Origin of the sequence: Sphingobacterium sp. 1.A.5, from assembly GCF_002734235.1 — a bacterium.
GTDB classification, from domain to species: Bacteria; Bacteroidota; Bacteroidia; order Sphingobacteriales; family Sphingobacteriaceae; genus Sphingobacterium; species Sphingobacterium daejeonense.
This window is the reverse complement of the sequence record NZ_PEBA01000063.1, coordinates 45531-64699: the sequence shown is the minus strand read 5'-3', so window position 1 is coordinate 64699 and position 19169 is coordinate 45531. Positions and strand designations below refer to the sequence as shown.

Here is a 19169-nt window from a genome sequence, read left to right as displayed (position 1 = left end):
ACAACATCTCAGGTTCGTTCAATTTATTTCTGGACTGTGATTCATTTCAAAATTGATGAATAAATAGTAGCATAAACCACTACATTACAGAAATAATCTTACACCCACATATCTTATCTGTAGCTCGTTTTGAATCCAAAAAATCAAACAAATTGAATTGTATGTTGTTCTGTCTATGTGTTCTATCAAAAAAAGTCTTTAACATTTCATTATTAAAAGAGAAAAGGAAATTGATAATAATAATATACATCTATGAAATTAGCGATAAAAATAATGGCAATAGCAGGAATACTGTTATTTATCCAAGCGTGCGATAAGGACGATATCAACAAAATCAAAATCCAGAATCACGATGACAATGAAATGATGACTATCATGCACAACATGATGGATGAGATGATGGCCATGCAAATGCCCCCCGACCCTGATAATGCTTTTGCTCTGATGATGCGAATGCATCATCAGGGAGCGATCGACATGGCAAATAAGGAACTGCAATCCGGCGATGATGCGCAAATGAGGGAGATGGCCCAGAAAATAATTAAAGACCAGAATGCTGAGATTCAAGAATTAACCACATTTCTCAATGGTCACGTACCGCATCTAAATGTTCCCGAATTTGTTACAGAGCAGATGAAAAATATGGAACGCTCAGGCAGAGTGACAGATCTCCAAATCATTAATGGAGACACGGATCACGATTTTGCCATGTTGATGATTCAGCATCATCAAAATGCAATTGGAAACGCAAAATTGGAACTTATTTACGGACACGAAAGTGCTATGCAGACAATGGCAAAAAATATTATTGAAAAACAGGATCAGGAAATCTCGGAGATTCAAACCTGGTTATTAGCTAATAAGAATAGATAAATAATTTCTCACTTTAAACAATAAAATTATGTCACATCAACAATTTCAAAAATGTATTGACGAATGCTACGCCTGTGCTGTAGCTTGTAACCATTGTGCAGCTTCTTGCTTGCAAGAGGACAATGTAAAAATGATGGCTCGATGTATCCAGCTTGATCTGGAATGTGCAGCCATATGTAGAGCCGCAGCCGAACTCATGAGTTTGGGAAGCCAATATAGCCGTCACCTTTGCAAGCTATGTGCGGAGATTTGTAGAGCGTGTGGAGATGAATGTGCTAAGCATGATATGCAACATTGCAAAGAGTGTGCGGATGCTTGCTACAAATGCGCAGAAGCTTGTGAGCAAATGGCAACGGCGGTATAATCTCATTATTGGTAGAAGTCTAAAAACCTCCAATGAATTCAAACTGGGTAAAGAATTTCAGGACCGTTTCCATTTGTAAACGATAGTTAGGGAAAGAGGAAAATGGACTGGCTCCTTCGCCGAATAATGATCGACGGGAGTGTAAAATAAACTGTGTCAATGGTTGAATTACCGCCCCGCGGGGCGGTAATTCAACCATTTTTCTTATTGCAAATCTAACACCATTCTTCCCGGAAACCAAATTGCTAATTTCTGTGCTGTTGTTCCCCAATTGGCTAGTGGCATCGTCCATTTCTTCTTAATGTTGTTATGTGCTAAATAAATCAATTTCAATAACGCTATATCGGAGGTGAATGCACCTTTAGTTTTGGTGACCTTACGCACTTGGCGATGAAATCCTTCGATCGTGTTAGTCGTGTATATCAACTTTCGGATGGATTTATCGTATCGGAAATAGGTGGTCAGACGATCCCAGTTGCGTCGCCAGGATTCAATGACCACAGGATACTTTTCACCCCATTTATCCTGAAGTTCATCCATCCGAAGCTCGGCTAGATCCAACGTATCGGCCCTATATACGGGTTTTAGATCGTTCATGAACTCCTTTTGATCCTTACTGGCTACATACTTTAGGCTGTTTCGGATTTGATGTACTACACAGGTCTGTACTTCGGTGTCGGGAAAAACACTCTGTATCGCTTCGGAAAACCCTTTTAAATTATCGATACAAGCAATTAAGATATCCTCTACGCCTCGATTTTGTAAATCAGTCAATACGCTCAACCAAAAGTTAGCTCCCTCATTCTCCGAAACATACATCCCTATCAGATGCTTATGTCCATTTCGATCAATGCCAAGAATATTGTATACTGCCCGCGAAACAAACCGATGGTCTTCTTTTACTTTGTAGTGCATGGCGTCCATCCAAACAATCGTATAAAGCGAGTCTAGACTTCTTGATTGCCACTCCTTGACCTGGGGAATGATCTTATCGGTAATCGAAGAAAGCTAAAATCGTCTCACGTTTCTTAATAAGCTGGGGTTCGAAGTTAGACCGACGGTCACGCGGAGTATCGATCTCGATAGTGCCATCTGAGGTGCGAATCTGCTTGCTGGACTTGCCGTTACGACGATTACCACAAGAGCGTTCAGCTTCATCCAGATGGCTCTCAATCTCAGCTTCTAGCGCTGCTTCTAAAAACTTTTTCATTAAAGGAGCAAAAGCTCCGTTCTTGCCATAAAGTGATTCACCACTACGTAACTGTTCTAGGGCCAGGTCCTTCATGGACTCAAAATCAAAATCGCTTTCCTTAATACTCATAATTACTATGTCAAAAATAATACTTCTGTTTATTATCCTTGACACAGTTTATTTTACAGTCTCTGATCGACAAAATCGTCTTTTGATTTTATATTTCGTCCTGTTCTTCCATTTTTTTAATCAAAGCATCACGTAAGCTGTCAAGGAATTTCGTTCGGTTCAGCTTTCTTGCTTTGAGTTCCAAAAATGTATGGTAAAAATCGCCCAAATCAACATTAAAACTGTTTTCAAAAAATCTGACTATGGTTATAATATCTGTATTCCCATTATTGAAGACGGCTTGAGAATGCAGTCCGTAAATCAATTCCGTTAAAGCCGCTTTGATTCCCGTCCAACTTAATGTTGGTAGGTCTATTGATTTATCTTTATAGATTATGTTGTGAAGTTGGTCTTCAAGATAAACTTGAATCAGGTCATTGGCAATTATTTTTGCCGCCTTATAATCGTGGGATGTAGAAAACCGGTGGTCGGTTTCAAAATAAACCGTGTCCAAACTTAACTTTATATCGTGTTTGCCCCGAACAAATAACTTTTCATCTACAAATGAACTGCCTGTTCGGTAATATTTATAGAATTCAAGGTTACTCTCAAAATACCGTTTGAGTTTCCTTAGCTCACCATTAATGTATTTCCTAATAGCTTTTATATCATTAGGTTTTTTTGTCTCTATTTTATAGATAGCGTTATAGTAAATGAGTTTTGAAACAATGACTGGTTTTTGATATTTGAAAAAGTGGATCTCTTCATTTATACTATCAAAGCCATTTTTTAGTGTATATTCCTTTATTTCGGAAAGTCTCGATAATATCAACTCGATAATAACTTCATACAAAGCTATGGAACCATCCAGTTCAAGAGACACCTCTTTTATTTCATCTTCTAGTTTCTTTATTATTTCCTCGTAATAATTGCTCATTAAGTAACATTTTTAATTCATCAAAAGAGGTCGGATTCTAAATCCGACCTCATAGAAAGTCAAACTTAATAGGACAAATTCAATCCGAACCCCCAGCCCATATCGCTGTCATAATGGGTAGTAGCGGCAATGTTTCTGGTCAAAATGTATTTTAGACCACCCATATACTCTTTGTCTGTGCCATTTTTGTACTTCTCATTTTTGCAGTTTCACCTACAGGAATATCTATAACAACGTGCGTGGAACCCGCCGCTGCTTTTTTTGAGAGTACCGAAGCAATTAGCTGTCCCTCGCTATCTATATCGAGGGCTTTTTCGATTTTTATCAGCAGATCATCTGCCGGGCTTAACTGGGCTGTTCCACCCCAAACGATACACCCCCCTTCCTTATGAACCACTTCTTTTATTTTTTCAGGGGAAAGCGTTACATTGGTAAATACTTCCATGGTATCTGCAGTACTGGCAGGCGAGGTAATGGCACGGGAAGACGTTTTGGGCATTGTAAGGCCAAAGGCAGTAACAATGGCAACTACCAACGGTGTTGTTCTATTGCCTGGTAACCCTCCGATGCAATGCTTATCAACAACAATCTCCTTGTTCCAGTGCAATTGCATACCAGAAGCAATCATGGCTTTTGTAAGATAGGTGATTTCATCAAGATCCATTCTATTTCCGGCACAGGCGGTGATAAATGCTGTGAGGTCGATATTGGAATAATTGCCCTGAACTATATCCGTAATGATTTCATTGTACGCCAAGTAATCCAGTTTCTGATTGTAGATTTTTGCCCGTACGTGGCTTAAAGATTTAATAGGTTCCAAATGTGAAACATACAAAGTTTCATTTGGGGAAACATTCAGTTTTTTTGCTGCGGCGTCCGATAACCCAATTTCATCAGTCAATAGAAGATTGGATGAAATTACATTAAGACTTGCTACGATTGAGTCCGTTGCAGTGGATATTCTAATTCGGGTAAGTGCCTCAAAGCCTTCTGAAGCACAAACGTGGCAGTTTTCATGCATATATACTACATTCTCGTTTTGAGTGTAGATTCCGAGATGTTTGTATTTTAAGATATTAGATTGGTTTTCCACTTTTCCTGTTATTAAAATTTACGTTTTGAGTCTATTTCCGAAGGAACCGTCTGTACTATTAACACTCTAAACTTATTCATTATCCATCAACGAGTTAAAGTATTCAACTAACAGCTTCTTATCTTCCATGCTTAGACGAGCACCCCCATGCATCCACGTATATGAACTCAACGGCATTTTACCTTTCTCGATTTGCTCAATAATCTGGCTAAACTTTGAGTTTATCCTTCTCGGGCTGTAATTTGGCAAATCATCAAAGTTCAATTTCTCTTTTCCTTCGGTTATATGATCTGCCATGAACCAACCCAAAGGCTGAACATTAGTGTACCAAGGGTATTGGGTATTATTGCTATGGCAGTCATAGCATGATACCGACAGGATTGCATTAACTTTTGCATCGACCTTAAATGAATCAACAAAAACCTGGCCCGCAGGAACCGGGGATAGGTTCCTTTGGGGGGTTATAAATTGCATTAACACAAACACACTTAACAGAACTGTTAAAATTACTTTGTATGCTTTCGTTCGTTTTCCGTTTTTTTTCATGATCTAATATTAATCAAGTAACATTATCCCCGGTCATAGAGACAGCAACTCGGTAAGTCGTCATAAACCGCCTTGGGAGCCTTGTCCAGCTCTGTATCGTGACCAACATTAGCAATAGCTTTGCTTATGGCACTTTTTGAGGTTACTTTTGAATCGAAATCCAAATGGATAACTTTGGCATTAACATCCCAGTTTGCGGAAATCACCCCCTTGACACTTTTGGCCGCTTTCTCAATCCGGCTTTTGCACATTTCACAATTTCCTGATACTTTCAACATATCATGGGTCTTATTGACATTGGTTTGAGCATCGCCATGCTGATGTCCGGCAGCCGATGCTGCGCCATCGTTATTCATCATACTGATTTTACCTTCCAGCTGGGCACTTGCATCAACGGTGAAAGCTCCCTTGGTCACGATTTCCTCGCCATTTTCCAGCCCCGACATAACAACATATTGGTCGCCCAATGAGGGGCCCAAGACGATCTCCCGAAGTTTAAAAGCAGGCGTGGATGTATTTGGCTGTTTTACGTAAACTATGGAGCGCTTCCCTGTCCATAAAACCGCCGACTTGGGAATGACCAACTCATCGTTGTAGCCCTTTAAAGGAGCAGTGATCCTTGCTGTTGCATACATTTCAGGTTTGAGATTGCGATCCCGGTTATCGGCTTCGACCCTGATTTTTGCCGTTCTTGAATTGGCATCAAGGATAGGGTTAATAAAGGCAATCCGCCCATTATAGACTTTTCCGGGCAAACTCCGTAATGTATATTCCAGCTGATCTCCCACCTTTAGAAATGGCAGATCTGTTTCATACGCATCAAAAACCGCCCATAACTTGGAAAGGTTTGAAATGGTGTACAAGACGCTCCCTTGGCCGATATAATCGCCCGGGTTTACATTTTTTGCTATGACAACACCACTTGTATTCGCATATATATTGACGTAGGGTGAAACTTCGTTGGATGTCAATATTTTGCTTATCTGATCCTCTGACACCTTCCATAAACTCAGCTTCTCTTTCGCGGCATCCAATAGGAGGGGCTGCATATCCTGCAATTTTGCAGCTTCGAGCAATTCTTGCTGCGCCGTCAATAAATCAGGCGAATAGATTTTGGCTATCAGTTGTCCTTCTCTTACCGACTCGCCAGTAAAGGTTACGTAAAGATTTTCAATACGGCCATTGACATGCGATGTTTGGGATTGTTGTAAACGTTCGTCCACCTGAATAGTCCCATACAGTTGGACATCTTTAACAGCGTCTTGGTGGCCGACAATCGAAGTCTGGATATTCGCCAATGCTATGGCTTCTTCTGACATCTGGATGGCGTCATCGTCAATTACATCATCACCTCCCCCGGATGATTTCAAGGGAATGAGATCCATTGCACATATCGGGCATTTCCCCGGTTTATCCATTCTGATCTGGGGGTGCATGGAGCAAGTCCATACTGTTTCCCCGTCCTCGGTCACTTCCATTTCAAGGTCATGGCTGTGATCATGGGACGAATTCCCGCCAAATATCGCCCAGCCAAGCAGTAGTCCGGACAATAATATAACCCCGTAAGTTACCGCCTTATTTCTAAAAATATTTTTCAGTTTATTCATTGCTAAGAATTTCAAAATAATTGCATTATTTATGGTCTGCTAATAATTTTTTTATTGACACAACCATCGTATTATAGTTGGCAAGGGCCTCAGCTTTCCTAAGCTGATAATCCAATAATTGCCGCTGCACCTGAATAACGTTGGTCAAGTCACTTTTGCCTGTAACGAACTCTTTTACGATCAGGTTATATGTCGTTTGGGCGAGCGTAGTTTGTTTTTCGTACAGCTCGATGGCACGCTGAGCATCATCCAGTTGGCTTTTGAGACTGTAAAACTCGCTTTTCAAAGTGTTGAAGGTGTTTTTAAAGTTCTCTTCGCTTGATTTTCGCCATAGCCTGCTTTCGTTTTGCTGGGCATTGTATTTTTTACGGAAGAGTGGCAGGCTCACTGAAACCATAGGCATGACCATATCCTTACCGTTCATCCCGTCCATGGCCAGCATTGAATTATTCGTCCTTCCCACAACCATGTATTCCACACCGATACCAATCATGGGATAACTCATTTTCCGATCCATTTCCGCTTTTGCCTTAAATGCCAAGCCTTCTTCGGCAATCATTTCAAGCATGGGGTTGTTTGCCTCAATAACCCTTAGTGCCTCTTCCTCGCTATATAAAAAATTCAGCTTGTGGATCTCTTGTCCCAGCATGACCTTTTCAGTTGCTTCCCGATTCAACAATGCATTGAATTTTGCTTTTTCGGCTTTAATCTGAGCATGTAAACTTTCAATGTTATTTTCAATTTCGACAATTTCCAATTGGATACGAAGCACCTCTGACATACCCGATCCGGAGCCACCTTCCATTGCTCCCATGCCACCACCGGACGGCATACTCATATTCTGATTAGTAGCAGGAGCTGAATTGCCTCCTCCCATACTCATCCCTCCCATACCCGATGAAGCACTAGATCTGGTTGGTGAGGAAGGCGTATTACTGCTTACGACGGGTGCTACACTTGATTGTGAGGTGCTTGAGGGCGCAGAGAATTTCCGTATTGCCAATTGTTCCAATTGTTTTAGAAACACTTGGTTTTCCTGATTATTCTTGAGTTGCTCGTTCAATTTTTGCATCGTGTACCACTGTGTGCTGACCTGAAGGATCAGATTATTTATGGCTTCCCGATACTGTTGATCTTGCATATTGGCCATATGTGTAGCCTCTGTGCGAGCTGCTTTTCTCGTGCCGAACCATGGAAACATTTGCATCAAGCTCACATTTCCAATAGAACGCCCTCCTATAATTTCCATAGGCATCGTATATGCTTCCATGGACAATTCGGGGTCTTGGTATGCTCCGGCTTGCGGAATTTTTTCAAGGTATGCCTCATGCGCATACTTTTGTGATTTTACACCCGGATTATTTTCGATTGCGACTTGTATATAATAGGACAGCGAATCGGTGGGGTAGTCTTGGGCTAAAGCTTGCGAAAAAATGCTTAAGCTTGTTAATACAGCCACGGTTATATACCGATTTATCTTATTCGTTTTCATTCGCTATATTTTTATTATTTTTTCTATTTTCTTTTTTAGTGGCAGATTCCCTCCACCAGCACTGGAATACTGGAACCACAAACATGGTCATGGATTGGATCAGCATGCCGCCGAAAGTCGGGATGGCCATTGGTACCATGATTTCCGCACCTTTACCGGTAGAGGTCAGGACAGGCAGTAAGGCGATCAGTGCTGTAGCAGTGGTCATCGCTGCCGGTCTGACACGCTTTAAGCCTGCGTATATGACTGCTTCCCGTATTTCATCTTTTGTTCTGGGGTTCCGTGCTTCAAATGTATCGTGGATGTATGTTCCCATTAATACACCATCACTCGTCGCCAGTCCGAACAGGGCGATAAATCCTACCCAAACGGCAATGCTGAGATTGATGCTGTGCATCTGGAACAGATCCCTCATATTTGTCCCTCCGACAGAGAAATCCATAAACCAAGGCTGTCCGTAAAGCCACAACAAAATAAAACCTCCTGCAAGAGCTACAAAAACACCGGAAAAATGAATTAACGATGCTGTAACCGTTCGGAACTGAAAGTAGAGAATTACTAAAATGGCTAACAAACTCAGTGGTATAATAAGCATTAGCCTTTTTGCGGCACGTTCTTGCTGTTCATAATTTCCGGCAAACTTATACGTCACCCCGTTGGGTAAATCCAGTTCTCCAGACGCTATTTTTTCCTTTAGGAGTTGATCCGCTTCGTATACTACGTCGACTTCCGCTATGCCACTTTTTTTATCAAAGATTACATAACCCAACAAAAAGGTATTTTCACTTTGGATCATCTGAGCGCCCTTGGCATATTCAACATCCACCACATCCCCCAATGGAATCTGAGCTCCTGTAGCTGTCGGAATGATTATTTTTCGCAACGCATCCGGGTCATCCCGTAATTCTCGTGGGTAGCGCAGGCGAACGGGAAACCGTTCCCGGCCTTCGACTGTAGTGGTCAACGTCATACCGCCGACTGCCGCACTGATTACTTCCTGAAGCTCGGCAACGGTAATACCGTATCTGGCCATTCTATCCCGGTTCAGATGGATTTCGATATAGGGTGCGCCAACAGCCCTGTCGTAGAAAACGGTCGATGGCATAACAGATGGAACATCCTTTAAGGCTGCTTCCAAGGCCTTGCCACCGATTTCAATCGACTCCAGATCCGGACCCGAAACCTTTAGCCCCATCGGAGCCCTCATTCCCGTAGAAAGCATTACCATTCTCGCTTCTATCGGTTGCAACTTAGGAGCGGAAGTCAATCCGGGCAGATGGGAAACATTGACGATCTCTTGCCATATATCGTCGGCCTTTTTAATTTCAGGACGCCATCTGCGGAAAAATTTTCCGCTTTTATCTTCAATCAGACTGTCCCGTGGTATGGAACGGAAACCATCGGAAACAGCATAGGTCTTGTCACCTTTCAACACGAATTCTCCGGAACTGTTTACCTTGAACCTTTCACGATGCCCGTCTTCATCCAGATAAAATTCCGGGATATAATTGATCGTATTTTCAAACATCTGTGTAGGAGCCGGATCAAGTGCAGAATTCACACGGCCCCATTTTCCTACGATAAGTTCGACTTCCGGTATGTTTTGAATACGTTTATCAAGTGTTCTGATCAATTGCAGGTTTTGTTCAATCCCAGTATGCGGCATACTGGTGGGCATCAAAAGGAAAGAACCTTCATTGAGGCTTGGCATAAATTCCTCCCCGATACCGGGAAATGTTTCGGTGGATTTTTGCCAGAAGGCAGTCTCCCGAAATGATTTCCAACCTGTCTTTTCGAAGCCATTTGCAACAAAACCAAAACTCTTCTCTACGCCCATCCATGCTAACATTCCGAATAATAAAGTAATGATAGGGATGGCCATGAATTTCCACCGGTTGGAAAGTGACCATCGAAGAATCTGTTCATAATAGATCACCAATGCCCATAACATTCCCAGGATGGAACCAATGGCAAAGAATACGAACACAAAGTTAAGTGTGGTGCTTGCCTGCGTGCCGAGTGGCAGCCACTCAACCGTCAGGTAATACATCGCTACAAAAAGTGTGATAGCAACATTAACGTAGTTGGCAATTTTTTCTCCTTTCCATCTTGGTGTAAACAGGTTGTTGACTCCGATCAAAGTCAATGCGAACGCGACAAAAACACCTGTATAGATCCAAAGAGCGATACCGGCAACTACCAAAACGTAGTTGGCTATCCGGCGAACTTTACTCCCATTGATACGGATTGAAAATATATAATAAGCCAGTGTTGGCAAGATAATAATGCCTAACACAAAGGCTGAAACCAAAGCAAAGGTTTTGGTGTATGCCAAGGGACCGAACAACTTACCTTCTTGTGCTTCCATCATAAAAACAGGTAAAAAGCTGATGATCGTGGTGAGCATCGCCGTTGACAAAGCACCCGACACTTCCGCAACAGCGGTGGAAATCAAGTTTACAAAGGCTTTCCCCCGACTCTCAACACCCTTGGCTTTTTCTTCATCCATATGGCGTAGTATGCTTTCGATAAAGACAATCCCCACATCCACCATGACCCCAATGGCAATGGCGATTCCCGAAAGGGCAACGATATTCGCCTCGACCCCCATTTGTTTCATGATTATGAAGGTCGCCAGTACGCCAATGGGCAAGATACTGGATATAAGAATCGATGCTCGCAGGTTGATCACCAGCACGATCACAACGATAATACAGATCAGGATTTCGTGTGCTAAAGCATTTTCCAGCGTCCCGATGGTTTCCTGGATTAAACCCGAGCGGTCATAAAACGGAACGACGGTGACTTTTGAAATAGTCCCATCCTCTAATGTTTTTTGAGGGAAACCTGCCTCCATTTCTTTGATCTTCGCCTTGACATTATTGATGACTTCCATGGGGTTGGTTCCATGCCGGGCAACTACTACACCGCCAACTGCTTCCACGCCTTCCTTATCCAATCCACCGCGTCGTGTGGAGGGTCCCAAATTGACAAACCCAACGTCTTTTATCTTTACGGGAACATTATTGCGCACAGCCACTACGGCATCTTCAAGATCCTGGACACTTTTAAGGTAGCCCAATCCACGCACCAGATATTCCGCTTTGTTTATTTCGATCGTCTCTGCACCGATATCCAGGTTGCTGTTTTGGATAGCCGACATGATATCCATTACGGATACATTGTATGCGCGCATCGCATCTGGATTGATATCGACTTGGTATTCTTTTACGAAACCTCCGATGGAAGCCACTTCGGAACCCCCTTCCGATGCTGCCAAATTATATTTGGCATAGAAATCCTGAATCGTGCGCAGCTCATCGGGGTCCCAGCCTCCTGTAGGTTTTCCGGTTTCGGGATTGCGTCCCTCCAGTGTATACCAAAAGACCTGCCCCAAAGCAGTGGCATCCGGCCCGAGCGTGGGCGTTACATCGGATGGTAATGTGCCGGCAGGCAATGAATTCAGTTTTTCCAGAATACGGGAACGGCTCCAATAAAACTCAACATCCTCTTCAAAAATGACATAGAGGAAGGACATGCCGAACATCGAACTGCTCCGGATTGTTTTTACGCCGGGGATGCCCAGTAAGGAGGTCGTGAGTGGATAGGTAATCTGCTCCTGTATATCTTTGGGAGACCTCCCCATCCATTCGGTCGCAACAATTTGCTGGTTCTCCCCAATGTTCGGAATCGCATCGACCGGCACAGGATCGCTCGGCAACGCATTTTGATGCCAATTAAAGGGCGCTGTAATCAGCCCCCATATAAGGACAACCACAAGTAATAACAGTGTTATTACTCGGTTCTCCAAAAAATATTTGATAATTTTTTTAAGCATAACATATACATTGTTTACATTTTAATATCAGATACCAGCCTACAGAAATCGACCGGTACCTGATATTTGAATTTCAAATCTTAATCAGCGTTTTTACTTCAGTTCTTCCTGAACTTCACCACATGTTAGCATATCTTCACCATAGTAAGGGTTTTTGACCTCTTTGCTATCGCTTAACCAATATGCTCCTTTGTTGTCATCGTACATCGAGCAAAAAATCTTGTACATGGGCTTTTCGGTGCCGAATTCTTTTGTTATATCATAAAAATCCTTGCTCAAGATCACTAAATGTTCTCTTTGATGAGCGATATTGCCTATGTTATCACCTATGTGCTCCGAATGTTCCTGAATATCAGCAGCGATGTCATCGAAGGTGCTTTTCTGTTCTGCACTAAAGCCCTCGGTATTAATCTTGGGGAGTGCTTCCAGCATGCCTTTAGCTGCATTTGCGGCTTCTTTATCATTATCGGAAGACAAAGCAAAAGTCAGGTGCTGGTAATGGGAAAAAAGTTCCGAAAAAGTTCCCTGGTCGCTTGCAGCGTTGCTTTCGTTGGATACCGTTGTTTCAGTATGGACGTCGCTTTCTGATTTTTTTTCAGAAGCGCCATTGCATGCTGCCAAGGTCAATACGGATGAGGCTAGTAAGCCTACAAATAAATGTTTCATTGTCATGATTTCTGTTTTTAATAATTAAAATTGATTTATGTAATTTGTATATGTAGTATTATTTTCAAAATATGATACTTCCCCGTTGTTGCCGGTAATTGCTATTATAGCAGTCGCTTTATCTATCTGCTTTTTGGAAAATGGATCTATGGCAACGCGTGTAGAAGGATCTTTTGGAATACGTTCTTTACACATCTGGCAACATCCGTAATATATTTTTCCTTCAAAATTTACCTCAAATTGTTTTTTGCCCATGTATTCATTGTTGACCATGCATACCTCTTCCGACGGAACTACATCGCCCATTTCAAAGGCATTGTGGTCACGGGTATTTGTATTTGAGCTTTTTGAAGTATATGTATTGTCTTGCACCTTTAGTGTAGGGTTATTGTTGCATGAACTAAATATGACTACAATAGAAGTAACGATCCCAATCAATAGACATCTCATAATGGCTGACTAATTTAATTTTTCAATAGTACTACCGCAGGTCAGCATTTTTGAACCGTAATACGGGTTTTTGATATCCGTACTTTTACTTAACCAAGTTGCACCTTTGCCATCGTTGTACATCGGGCAGTTTTGGTAGTACATAGTTGTTTTTTGCTTTGATGCGTTTGCCAATTCATAGACATTCTTAGAAAGTAGGGCAAATGCCCTCCGTTGCTTTACGACGTCTTTCGATTTCGAGATGTTTTCTGTGTTTAAAGACAGTTCCTTCATGACCTTCATCCATACGGTATGCTCTTTGGGAGAAAGTTCACCCATATCCACTGTTTTAATAACTGTGGCTAATTCAGTAGCATTTGAAGATGCTATATTTACATCTGCGTTTACCAAAGCATCTTTTATGGAAAAATACTTGTCAAATACGGCATGTAATTGTGATAAATTTTGTGATGGAATATTCTTTGCTTGAGCTGTTCCACCATGGTTGTGATGTTGCTCGTTCTGGTTTTGCGCAAAGCTGTTTGCTGCGGATAGTAATACGGTGATTACCATCAATATTTTTGATATTGATTTCATTTGGAACCTTATTAAGTATTAAAAATGGTAAATAATCAAAAGCCAGATCTGGCTTTTAATAAAACATGTATTGCGGATAGGTGCAAAATCAACCGATTTCGCACACCTATGGCTATACAGTACTAATTTAACTTATTTTAGGCGGTTGCCAAATGGAAGATTCCCCTGTAGAATAAAAGGGTTCTTTGTATAAAGGGTATGATTTTTTACTTTTAGAAAAAACAGGATTTTGAGCGTTCCTAAAAAATGGGGGTGTTGCAGAAAAACTATTAGAAGAGCTGTGGCAGGACGTAGGTCCACAATTTCCAGAGCATTCATTGCTCGTGTCATCCTTAGACTTACAGCAGTCTTTCTCACATTGATCTTCTGAATGATGCTGCTTGTTGGCACTGCAACATGACTTCTCCTTGATAACAATTTCTTTGGAATGCGATTTACACGCATAGGATTGCATTGGGATTATAAAAAAGCCCAATAAGCATATAATCATTAATATGTTTATCCTTTTTAACATGTAAAAAACAAAAAAACTATTGCAAAGATAATGGTATTTTTCAAACCGGTTCGTTTTTTTTGAAATAAATGGCAGATAAGTTTCTCTTATCCGCCATTTATTTTTATTCCATGAGCATTATAGTGTCAGTTACATTTCCTGCTAGCGTTCTTTTAAATCTTTCACTCAATAATATCGAATCAGAAATTCATTATTAATTTAACACTGATATTTCGTCCCATATTGAATACACCCATACGCCCGGTTACGGGGTTTTCAGAAGCATACTTCAACCTACTTAAATGGTTCTTACATCAACAAGGTTGTCGTCACTGATGTCCAAAGACATTAAGTCGCTTCGGTTGAATACCTTTATATATTTCTTTTTGCGTATTTTCTGTTTTCTTTTCAATACTTATAAATTGACGTCCTTTAAAATTTCATCCGCTGTATTCGTACCGCATTAAGAATAGCCAATAACGCCACGCCCACATCAGCAAAAACGGCTTCCCACATTGTAGCCAATCCACCTGCACCAAGCACCAATACAATTCCTTTTACCACAAATGCCAATGTGATATTTTGCCAAACGATTTTCTTTGTCTTTTTTCCAATATTGATTGCCATTGGGATTTTGCTCGGCTTATCGTCTTGTATGACCACATCTGCCGTTTCAATAGTGGCATCGCTTCCCAAACCGCCCATTGCGATACCTACGTCGCTCAACGCCACAACGGGAGCATCGTTCACGCCGTCGCCGACGAAAGCAACGCTTTCGCCTTTGGCTTTAATTTCTTTAACCCTGTTTACTTTATCTTCGGGCAATAAATCCCCAAAAGCATTATCTATCCCCAACTGCTCCGCTACATACTTTACCACTGTACTTTTATCTCCGCTAAGCATAGTTGCTTTCACATTGAGTTTATGCAATAAACGGATGGTTTTCTCTGCATCTTCTTTGATACTGTCGGCAATCGTAATGTAACCGACAAATTTGTTATCGTAAGCAACGGCAATGGTCGTATAAACGATGCTGTTCGGATCTAAGTCGTATTGTATTCCAAACTTGTTCATCAGCTTGAAATTTCCAACCAACAAGTCTTTACCATTTACGGTTGATTTCAGCCCGTGTCCAGCAATTTCCTCTGTATTTTCTAAGCGGATTGTATTATCCAGTTCCCCCACGTATTCGTGAATAGCTGTCGCTACGGGGTGCGTACTGTGGCTTTCCAATACATTGACCAATTGCAAAATTTCATCTTGATTGAACGCTTTGTCAAATACCACTTCTTGAACCTTGAAAACACCCTCTGTCATTGTACCCGTTTTATCCATTACCACATTTTGGATATTGGAAAGGCTATCTAAAAAGTTACTTCCTTTGAACAGTATTCCGTTTTTGCTCGCTGCTCCAATGCCACCGAAATAACCCAATGGAATACTGATTACTAAGGCACAAGGACAAGAAATAACTAAGAATACCAAAGCCCTGTACAACCAATCCCTAAACTCATAATCAGCTACGAAAAAGTAAGGCAGCACACAGATAGCGACCGCTAACAGTACCACTATAGGGGTATATATTTTCGCAAACTTGCGGATAAATAATTCCGTTGGTGCTTTTTGTGAAGTAGCATTTTGTACCAATTCCAAAATTTTACTCAACTTACTATCCATATATGCGGTTGTGACCTGCACTTGTGCAACGGTATTAAGGTTTATCATACCTGCCAAAACCGTTTCGCCTTTGGCTTTGGTGTCGGGTTTGCTTTCGCCTGTGAGTGCTGAGGTGTTGAACGATGCCGTTTCAGACAATAATTCTCCGTCCAAACCTAATTTTTCTCCCGGTTTCAATTGTATTATTTCGCCGATATTCACGGTTTCCGCCTTTACAGTTAGGGGTTGGTCGTTTCTTAAAACCGTTACCTCATCAGGTCTTTGGTCGAGCAATGATTTGATATTTGCTTTGGCTCTGGAAACCGCCATTGTCTGAAAAACTTCTCCAACAGCATAAAACAACATCACGGCAACGCCCTCGGGATATTCGCCAATGGCAAATGCCCCGATGGTGGCAATGCCCATTAAAAAGAACTCTGAAAAGATTTCCCCTTTTCTGATGCTTTTCACGGCATCTGTCAATACAGGAAACCCAACGGGAGCATACGCAACCACATACCAAATAATCCTTACCCAACCCGTAAACCATTGCTGTGGAAGCCAATGATCAAATGCTATGGCAGCAAGCAACAATACCAATGATATTATACTCGGCAAAAACATTTTAATTGGACTACTCTCACTATGACTGTGGTCGTGTCCTTCATCATCGCCGTGGTCGTGTTGATGCTTTTCATTTACCAGCTCTTTTGCACCTGCTTCGGTGTAAATTTTTTCTTCCAGCGTGCAACAAGTCATTTTGCCTTGTGCATCATACGTATGCTTATGATTTTTGTCTGTATTTGTCATAGCCTTTAATTTTTTAGGTTCGTTACACTTTTATTTCTTATTATTTCTACGTTATTATTCATTATATACCTCACGATATACTGAAAAACAAATCGCTTTAACGCATTTAGCTTTTGCTGATGCTTAGAATAAAATTCATCGGGTGTATCAAAAACGCCAAAGTCCTGATTGATGCCCTTATCCTGAATAAACGTATTGTTGAGGTTCCATTCAATCGGTGGGTTCTCAAAATTATCGGTATAAACCCCGAAACCACAAAATGTGGTTTTGCAATCGCTGTTCTGCTCCTGCAATTTGGTGAGATAGGGTTTATCCAAAATCACACCTTCTAAAAAATACCACTGTTCATTTACCCATACTTCTACCCAGCTATGTAAGATGTTTTGAGGCGAAAGTTTGTACCAAATACCCGTAATAGCTCCTTTTTGCAAGGCTTTGTCAATGGTAAAACCGTGAATGCGGTTAGGTATTCCCGTTGCTCTTAATAACGTCATTAGCAAAGTCGCTTTGGTATTGCACTGTCCATAGCCATCCTGCAATATTTCTGATGCAGGTATATCGTCCGAAACATTGTAGCCAAATTTTATTTCATCCCTGACAAAATTGTAAATGGCTTTAACTCTTGAAACATTGCCCAAATCTTTCCACCCTCTTTGTTCCAATAGCTCTTGTATAGAAACGTTTGAGTAGTCAAGGATTTTTGTTTCTTTAAGATAGTTATCCATAACACATTTATATTTATGACAAAGATACACAGGAAGAGCCTGCAATGCTATTGCAAACTCTCCTTTAAACAGTTCTCGCAAATACCTTTACCAAATAGTTTTATTTCGTCAATACGGTAATTTTGGTTTCCATTCTGCGGTATTATAAAATCCTCCTTACAGGTTGTCTGTTTACAGATTTTACAATAGAAATGTAAGTGCCAATCTTTGTGTGTTTCTTCATCACACCCATCGTGACACAAAATATACTTAACGGTAGTGTTCTCCTGAATACTGTGTACAATGCCTTTTTCCTCGAAAGTTTTCAAAGTCCTGTAAATCGTAACCCTGTCTGCTTTATAGAAATGACTTTCGATTTCAGATAAGGACATCGCTGTCTGCTGTTGCTCCAAGAAATCATATACCAATATCCGCATACTGGTCGGATTGGTGTTCTTTGACAACAGCTTTTGTTCAATGCTTTTTTTCATTATATACCATTTTAGTGAGCGTGACCGTGTTCTCCGGTATCATTCATTTTTGCATTCACAAAAAACGCACCTTTTATCACGATATGTGTACCGTGTGGAATTTCATTTACAGGCGTTATCGCCGTGTAACCCAATTGAGAAGCACCTTTAACGACCTCCATTCTTGTAAATTGAGTTCCATTTTCCGAACCGTGGTCGTGAGCCTCATCTTCTTTATGGTCGTGCGGTTCTTCTTCCTGCTCCTTGACCAAAAAGATGTAATATTTCCCGTCTGCATTGACAACCGCTTCGTTGGGTACAGCCGTACTTAATACATCATCTAAACTTACATTTCCGGTTATGCTCATTCCGTCAATCAATCCTGTTTTATCTCCGGTAATTCTGCTGTGAACGGCAATGGTTTTGCTCTCTCCGCTAAAAGATGAACCTATACTATAAACTTCGGCAGAATGGGTCTTATTGGGGTTGTTGGTTACGACAAAATCTATTTTCTGACCTATTTTGATTAGGGGAATATCTTTTTCATAAACCTGTAAGTCCAAGTGCAATGCTGTGTTCTCTATTATTTCGGCAATAGGCGAAGACACATCTACATAGCTTCCGATTTTGGCAAAAACGTTACTTACCGTACCGCCTATCGGACTTGTAACGACCAACGAGGATTTAAGGCTGGAATTTGACAGGGAAGCCGGATTAATGCCCATCATTTGGATTTGTTGTTGTAACGATGCTTTTCGTGTTCTCAACGTGTTCAATTCAGATGTGGCACTTTGCAGGTTTTTCTTTGCACCTGCATTTCCCTCGTTCAGCTCTCTTTGTCTTGCAACTTCCTGCTCTGCAAATTCTATCCTGCTATTGATGCTTAGGTATTCTTCCTGTAATTGTATGAATTCCGGATTGGAAATAGTGGCGATGACCTGACCTTTTTTTACGAAATCGCCTATCTCCACATTGAGGGATTTGATAACGCCGCCAAACATTGAAGTTGCATTTGCCTTGTTGCTGTTGGGTACTCTCAATCCACCGTTGGCTTTCAATGTTGCGGACAATTGTTTCTGTTCAATCATCCCGATTTCGATACCTACAGCTTTTATCTGTTCATCGGTCAGTACCGCAACGTTTTCTTCTTCGTGTTCGTCCGTTGTTGCTGCTGCTTCGCTACCGTGATTATGTCCGTCGTCCTCCGTATGTTTATTTGTACAGGCGTTCAAAGCAAAGATTGCTACGAGGACAAAAACGCTGAAAACTATATTATTGATGATACGTTTCATAT

The 19169-nt window shown here is 41.3% G+C and carries 15 protein-coding genes and 1 pseudogene; 2 read left to right on the top strand and 14 right to left on the bottom strand.

The genetic code is table 11. From position 1 onward, the window contains the following. Positions 1-252: 252 nt before the first annotated feature. Complete coding sequence (locus CRT24_RS17200) at positions 253-873, top strand: DUF305 domain-containing protein (RefSeq protein ID WP_099372371.1); 621 nt, start codon at positions 253-255, stop codon at positions 871-873. A gap of 28 nt (positions 874-901) precedes the next feature. Next, complete coding sequence (locus tag CRT24_RS21335) at positions 902-1237, top strand: four-helix bundle copper-binding protein (protein ID WP_002993225.1); 336 nt, start codon at positions 902-904, stop codon at positions 1235-1237. A gap of 204 nt (positions 1238-1441) precedes the next feature. Here CRT24_RS21335 and CRT24_RS17185 read toward each other — a convergent pair. The 14 genes and pseudogenes from CRT24_RS17185 to CRT24_RS17115 all read right to left on the bottom strand — a co-directional run bounded on the left by CRT24_RS17185 (position 1442) and on the right by CRT24_RS17115 (position 19167). Then, positions 1442-2558: pseudogene (locus CRT24_RS17185) on the bottom strand (IS256 family transposase). An 88-nt stretch (positions 2559-2646) separates the two neighbouring features. Beyond that, on the bottom strand, positions 2647-3474 hold the full coding sequence (locus CRT24_RS17180) for an RteC domain-containing protein (protein WP_099372370.1): 828 nt from the start codon (positions 3472-3474) through the stop codon (positions 2647-2649). Positions 3475-3625: 151 nt separating this feature from the next. Further along, the gene (locus CRT24_RS17175; RefSeq protein ID WP_099372369.1) at positions 3626-4567 is read right to left on the bottom strand and encodes a thymidine phosphorylase; all 942 of its coding nucleotides are present in this window, start codon (positions 4565-4567) and stop codon (positions 3626-3628) included. Positions 4568-4639: 72 nt separating this feature from the next. Beyond that, complete coding sequence (locus tag CRT24_RS17170; protein WP_002993219.1) at positions 4640-5113, bottom strand: heme-binding domain-containing protein; 474 nt, start codon at positions 5111-5113, stop codon at positions 4640-4642. Positions 5114-5136: 23 nt separating this feature from the next. Further along, the gene (locus tag CRT24_RS17165) at positions 5137-6720 is read right to left on the bottom strand and encodes an efflux RND transporter periplasmic adaptor subunit (protein WP_002993218.1); all 1584 of its coding nucleotides are present in this window, start codon (positions 6718-6720) and stop codon (positions 5137-5139) included. Positions 6721-6745: 25 nt separating this feature from the next. Beyond that, on the bottom strand, positions 6746-8212 hold the full coding sequence (locus tag CRT24_RS17160; RefSeq protein WP_002993217.1) for a TolC family protein: 1467 nt from the start codon (positions 8210-8212) through the stop codon (positions 6746-6748). Continuing rightward, entirely contained in the window at positions 8199-12050 is a 3852-nt protein-coding gene (locus tag CRT24_RS17155; RefSeq protein ID WP_099372368.1) for an efflux RND transporter permease subunit, read from the bottom strand. The genes CRT24_RS17160 and CRT24_RS17155 overlap by 14 nt, the downstream gene beginning before the upstream one ends. A 93-nt stretch (positions 12051-12143) precedes the next feature. After that, positions 12144-12716: a DUF3347 domain-containing protein gene (locus CRT24_RS17150; RefSeq protein ID WP_227694340.1), complete on the bottom strand. Its 573-nt coding sequence runs from the start codon at positions 12714-12716 to the stop codon at positions 12144-12146. A 24-nt stretch (positions 12717-12740) separates the two neighbouring features. Then, entirely contained in the window at positions 12741-13166 is a 426-nt protein-coding gene (locus CRT24_RS17145) for a hypothetical protein (protein ID WP_002993214.1), read from the bottom strand. A 9-nt stretch (positions 13167-13175) separates the two neighbouring features. Further along, a complete protein-coding gene (locus CRT24_RS17140) occupies positions 13176-13742 on the bottom strand; it encodes a DUF3347 domain-containing protein (protein ID WP_232046363.1) in 567 nt (188 codons plus the stop codon). Positions 13743-14667: 925 nt separating this feature from the next. Continuing rightward, on the bottom strand, positions 14668-16701 hold the full coding sequence (locus CRT24_RS17130; protein ID WP_094258249.1) for a heavy metal translocating P-type ATPase: 2034 nt from the start codon (positions 16699-16701) through the stop codon (positions 14668-14670). 5 nt (positions 16702-16706) lie between these two features. Next, entirely contained in the window at positions 16707-17426 is a 720-nt protein-coding gene (locus CRT24_RS17125; protein ID WP_094258315.1) for a transglutaminase family protein, read from the bottom strand. Positions 17427-17473: 47 nt separating this feature from the next. Continuing rightward, positions 17474-17896: a Fur family transcriptional regulator gene (locus CRT24_RS17120; RefSeq protein ID WP_094258248.1), complete on the bottom strand. Its 423-nt coding sequence runs from the start codon at positions 17894-17896 to the stop codon at positions 17474-17476. Between the two features lie 11 nt (positions 17897-17907). Beyond that, the gene (locus CRT24_RS17115; RefSeq protein ID WP_094258247.1) at positions 17908-19167 is read right to left on the bottom strand and encodes an efflux RND transporter periplasmic adaptor subunit; all 1260 of its coding nucleotides are present in this window, start codon (positions 19165-19167) and stop codon (positions 17908-17910) included. Positions 19168-19169 lie beyond the last annotated feature (2 nt).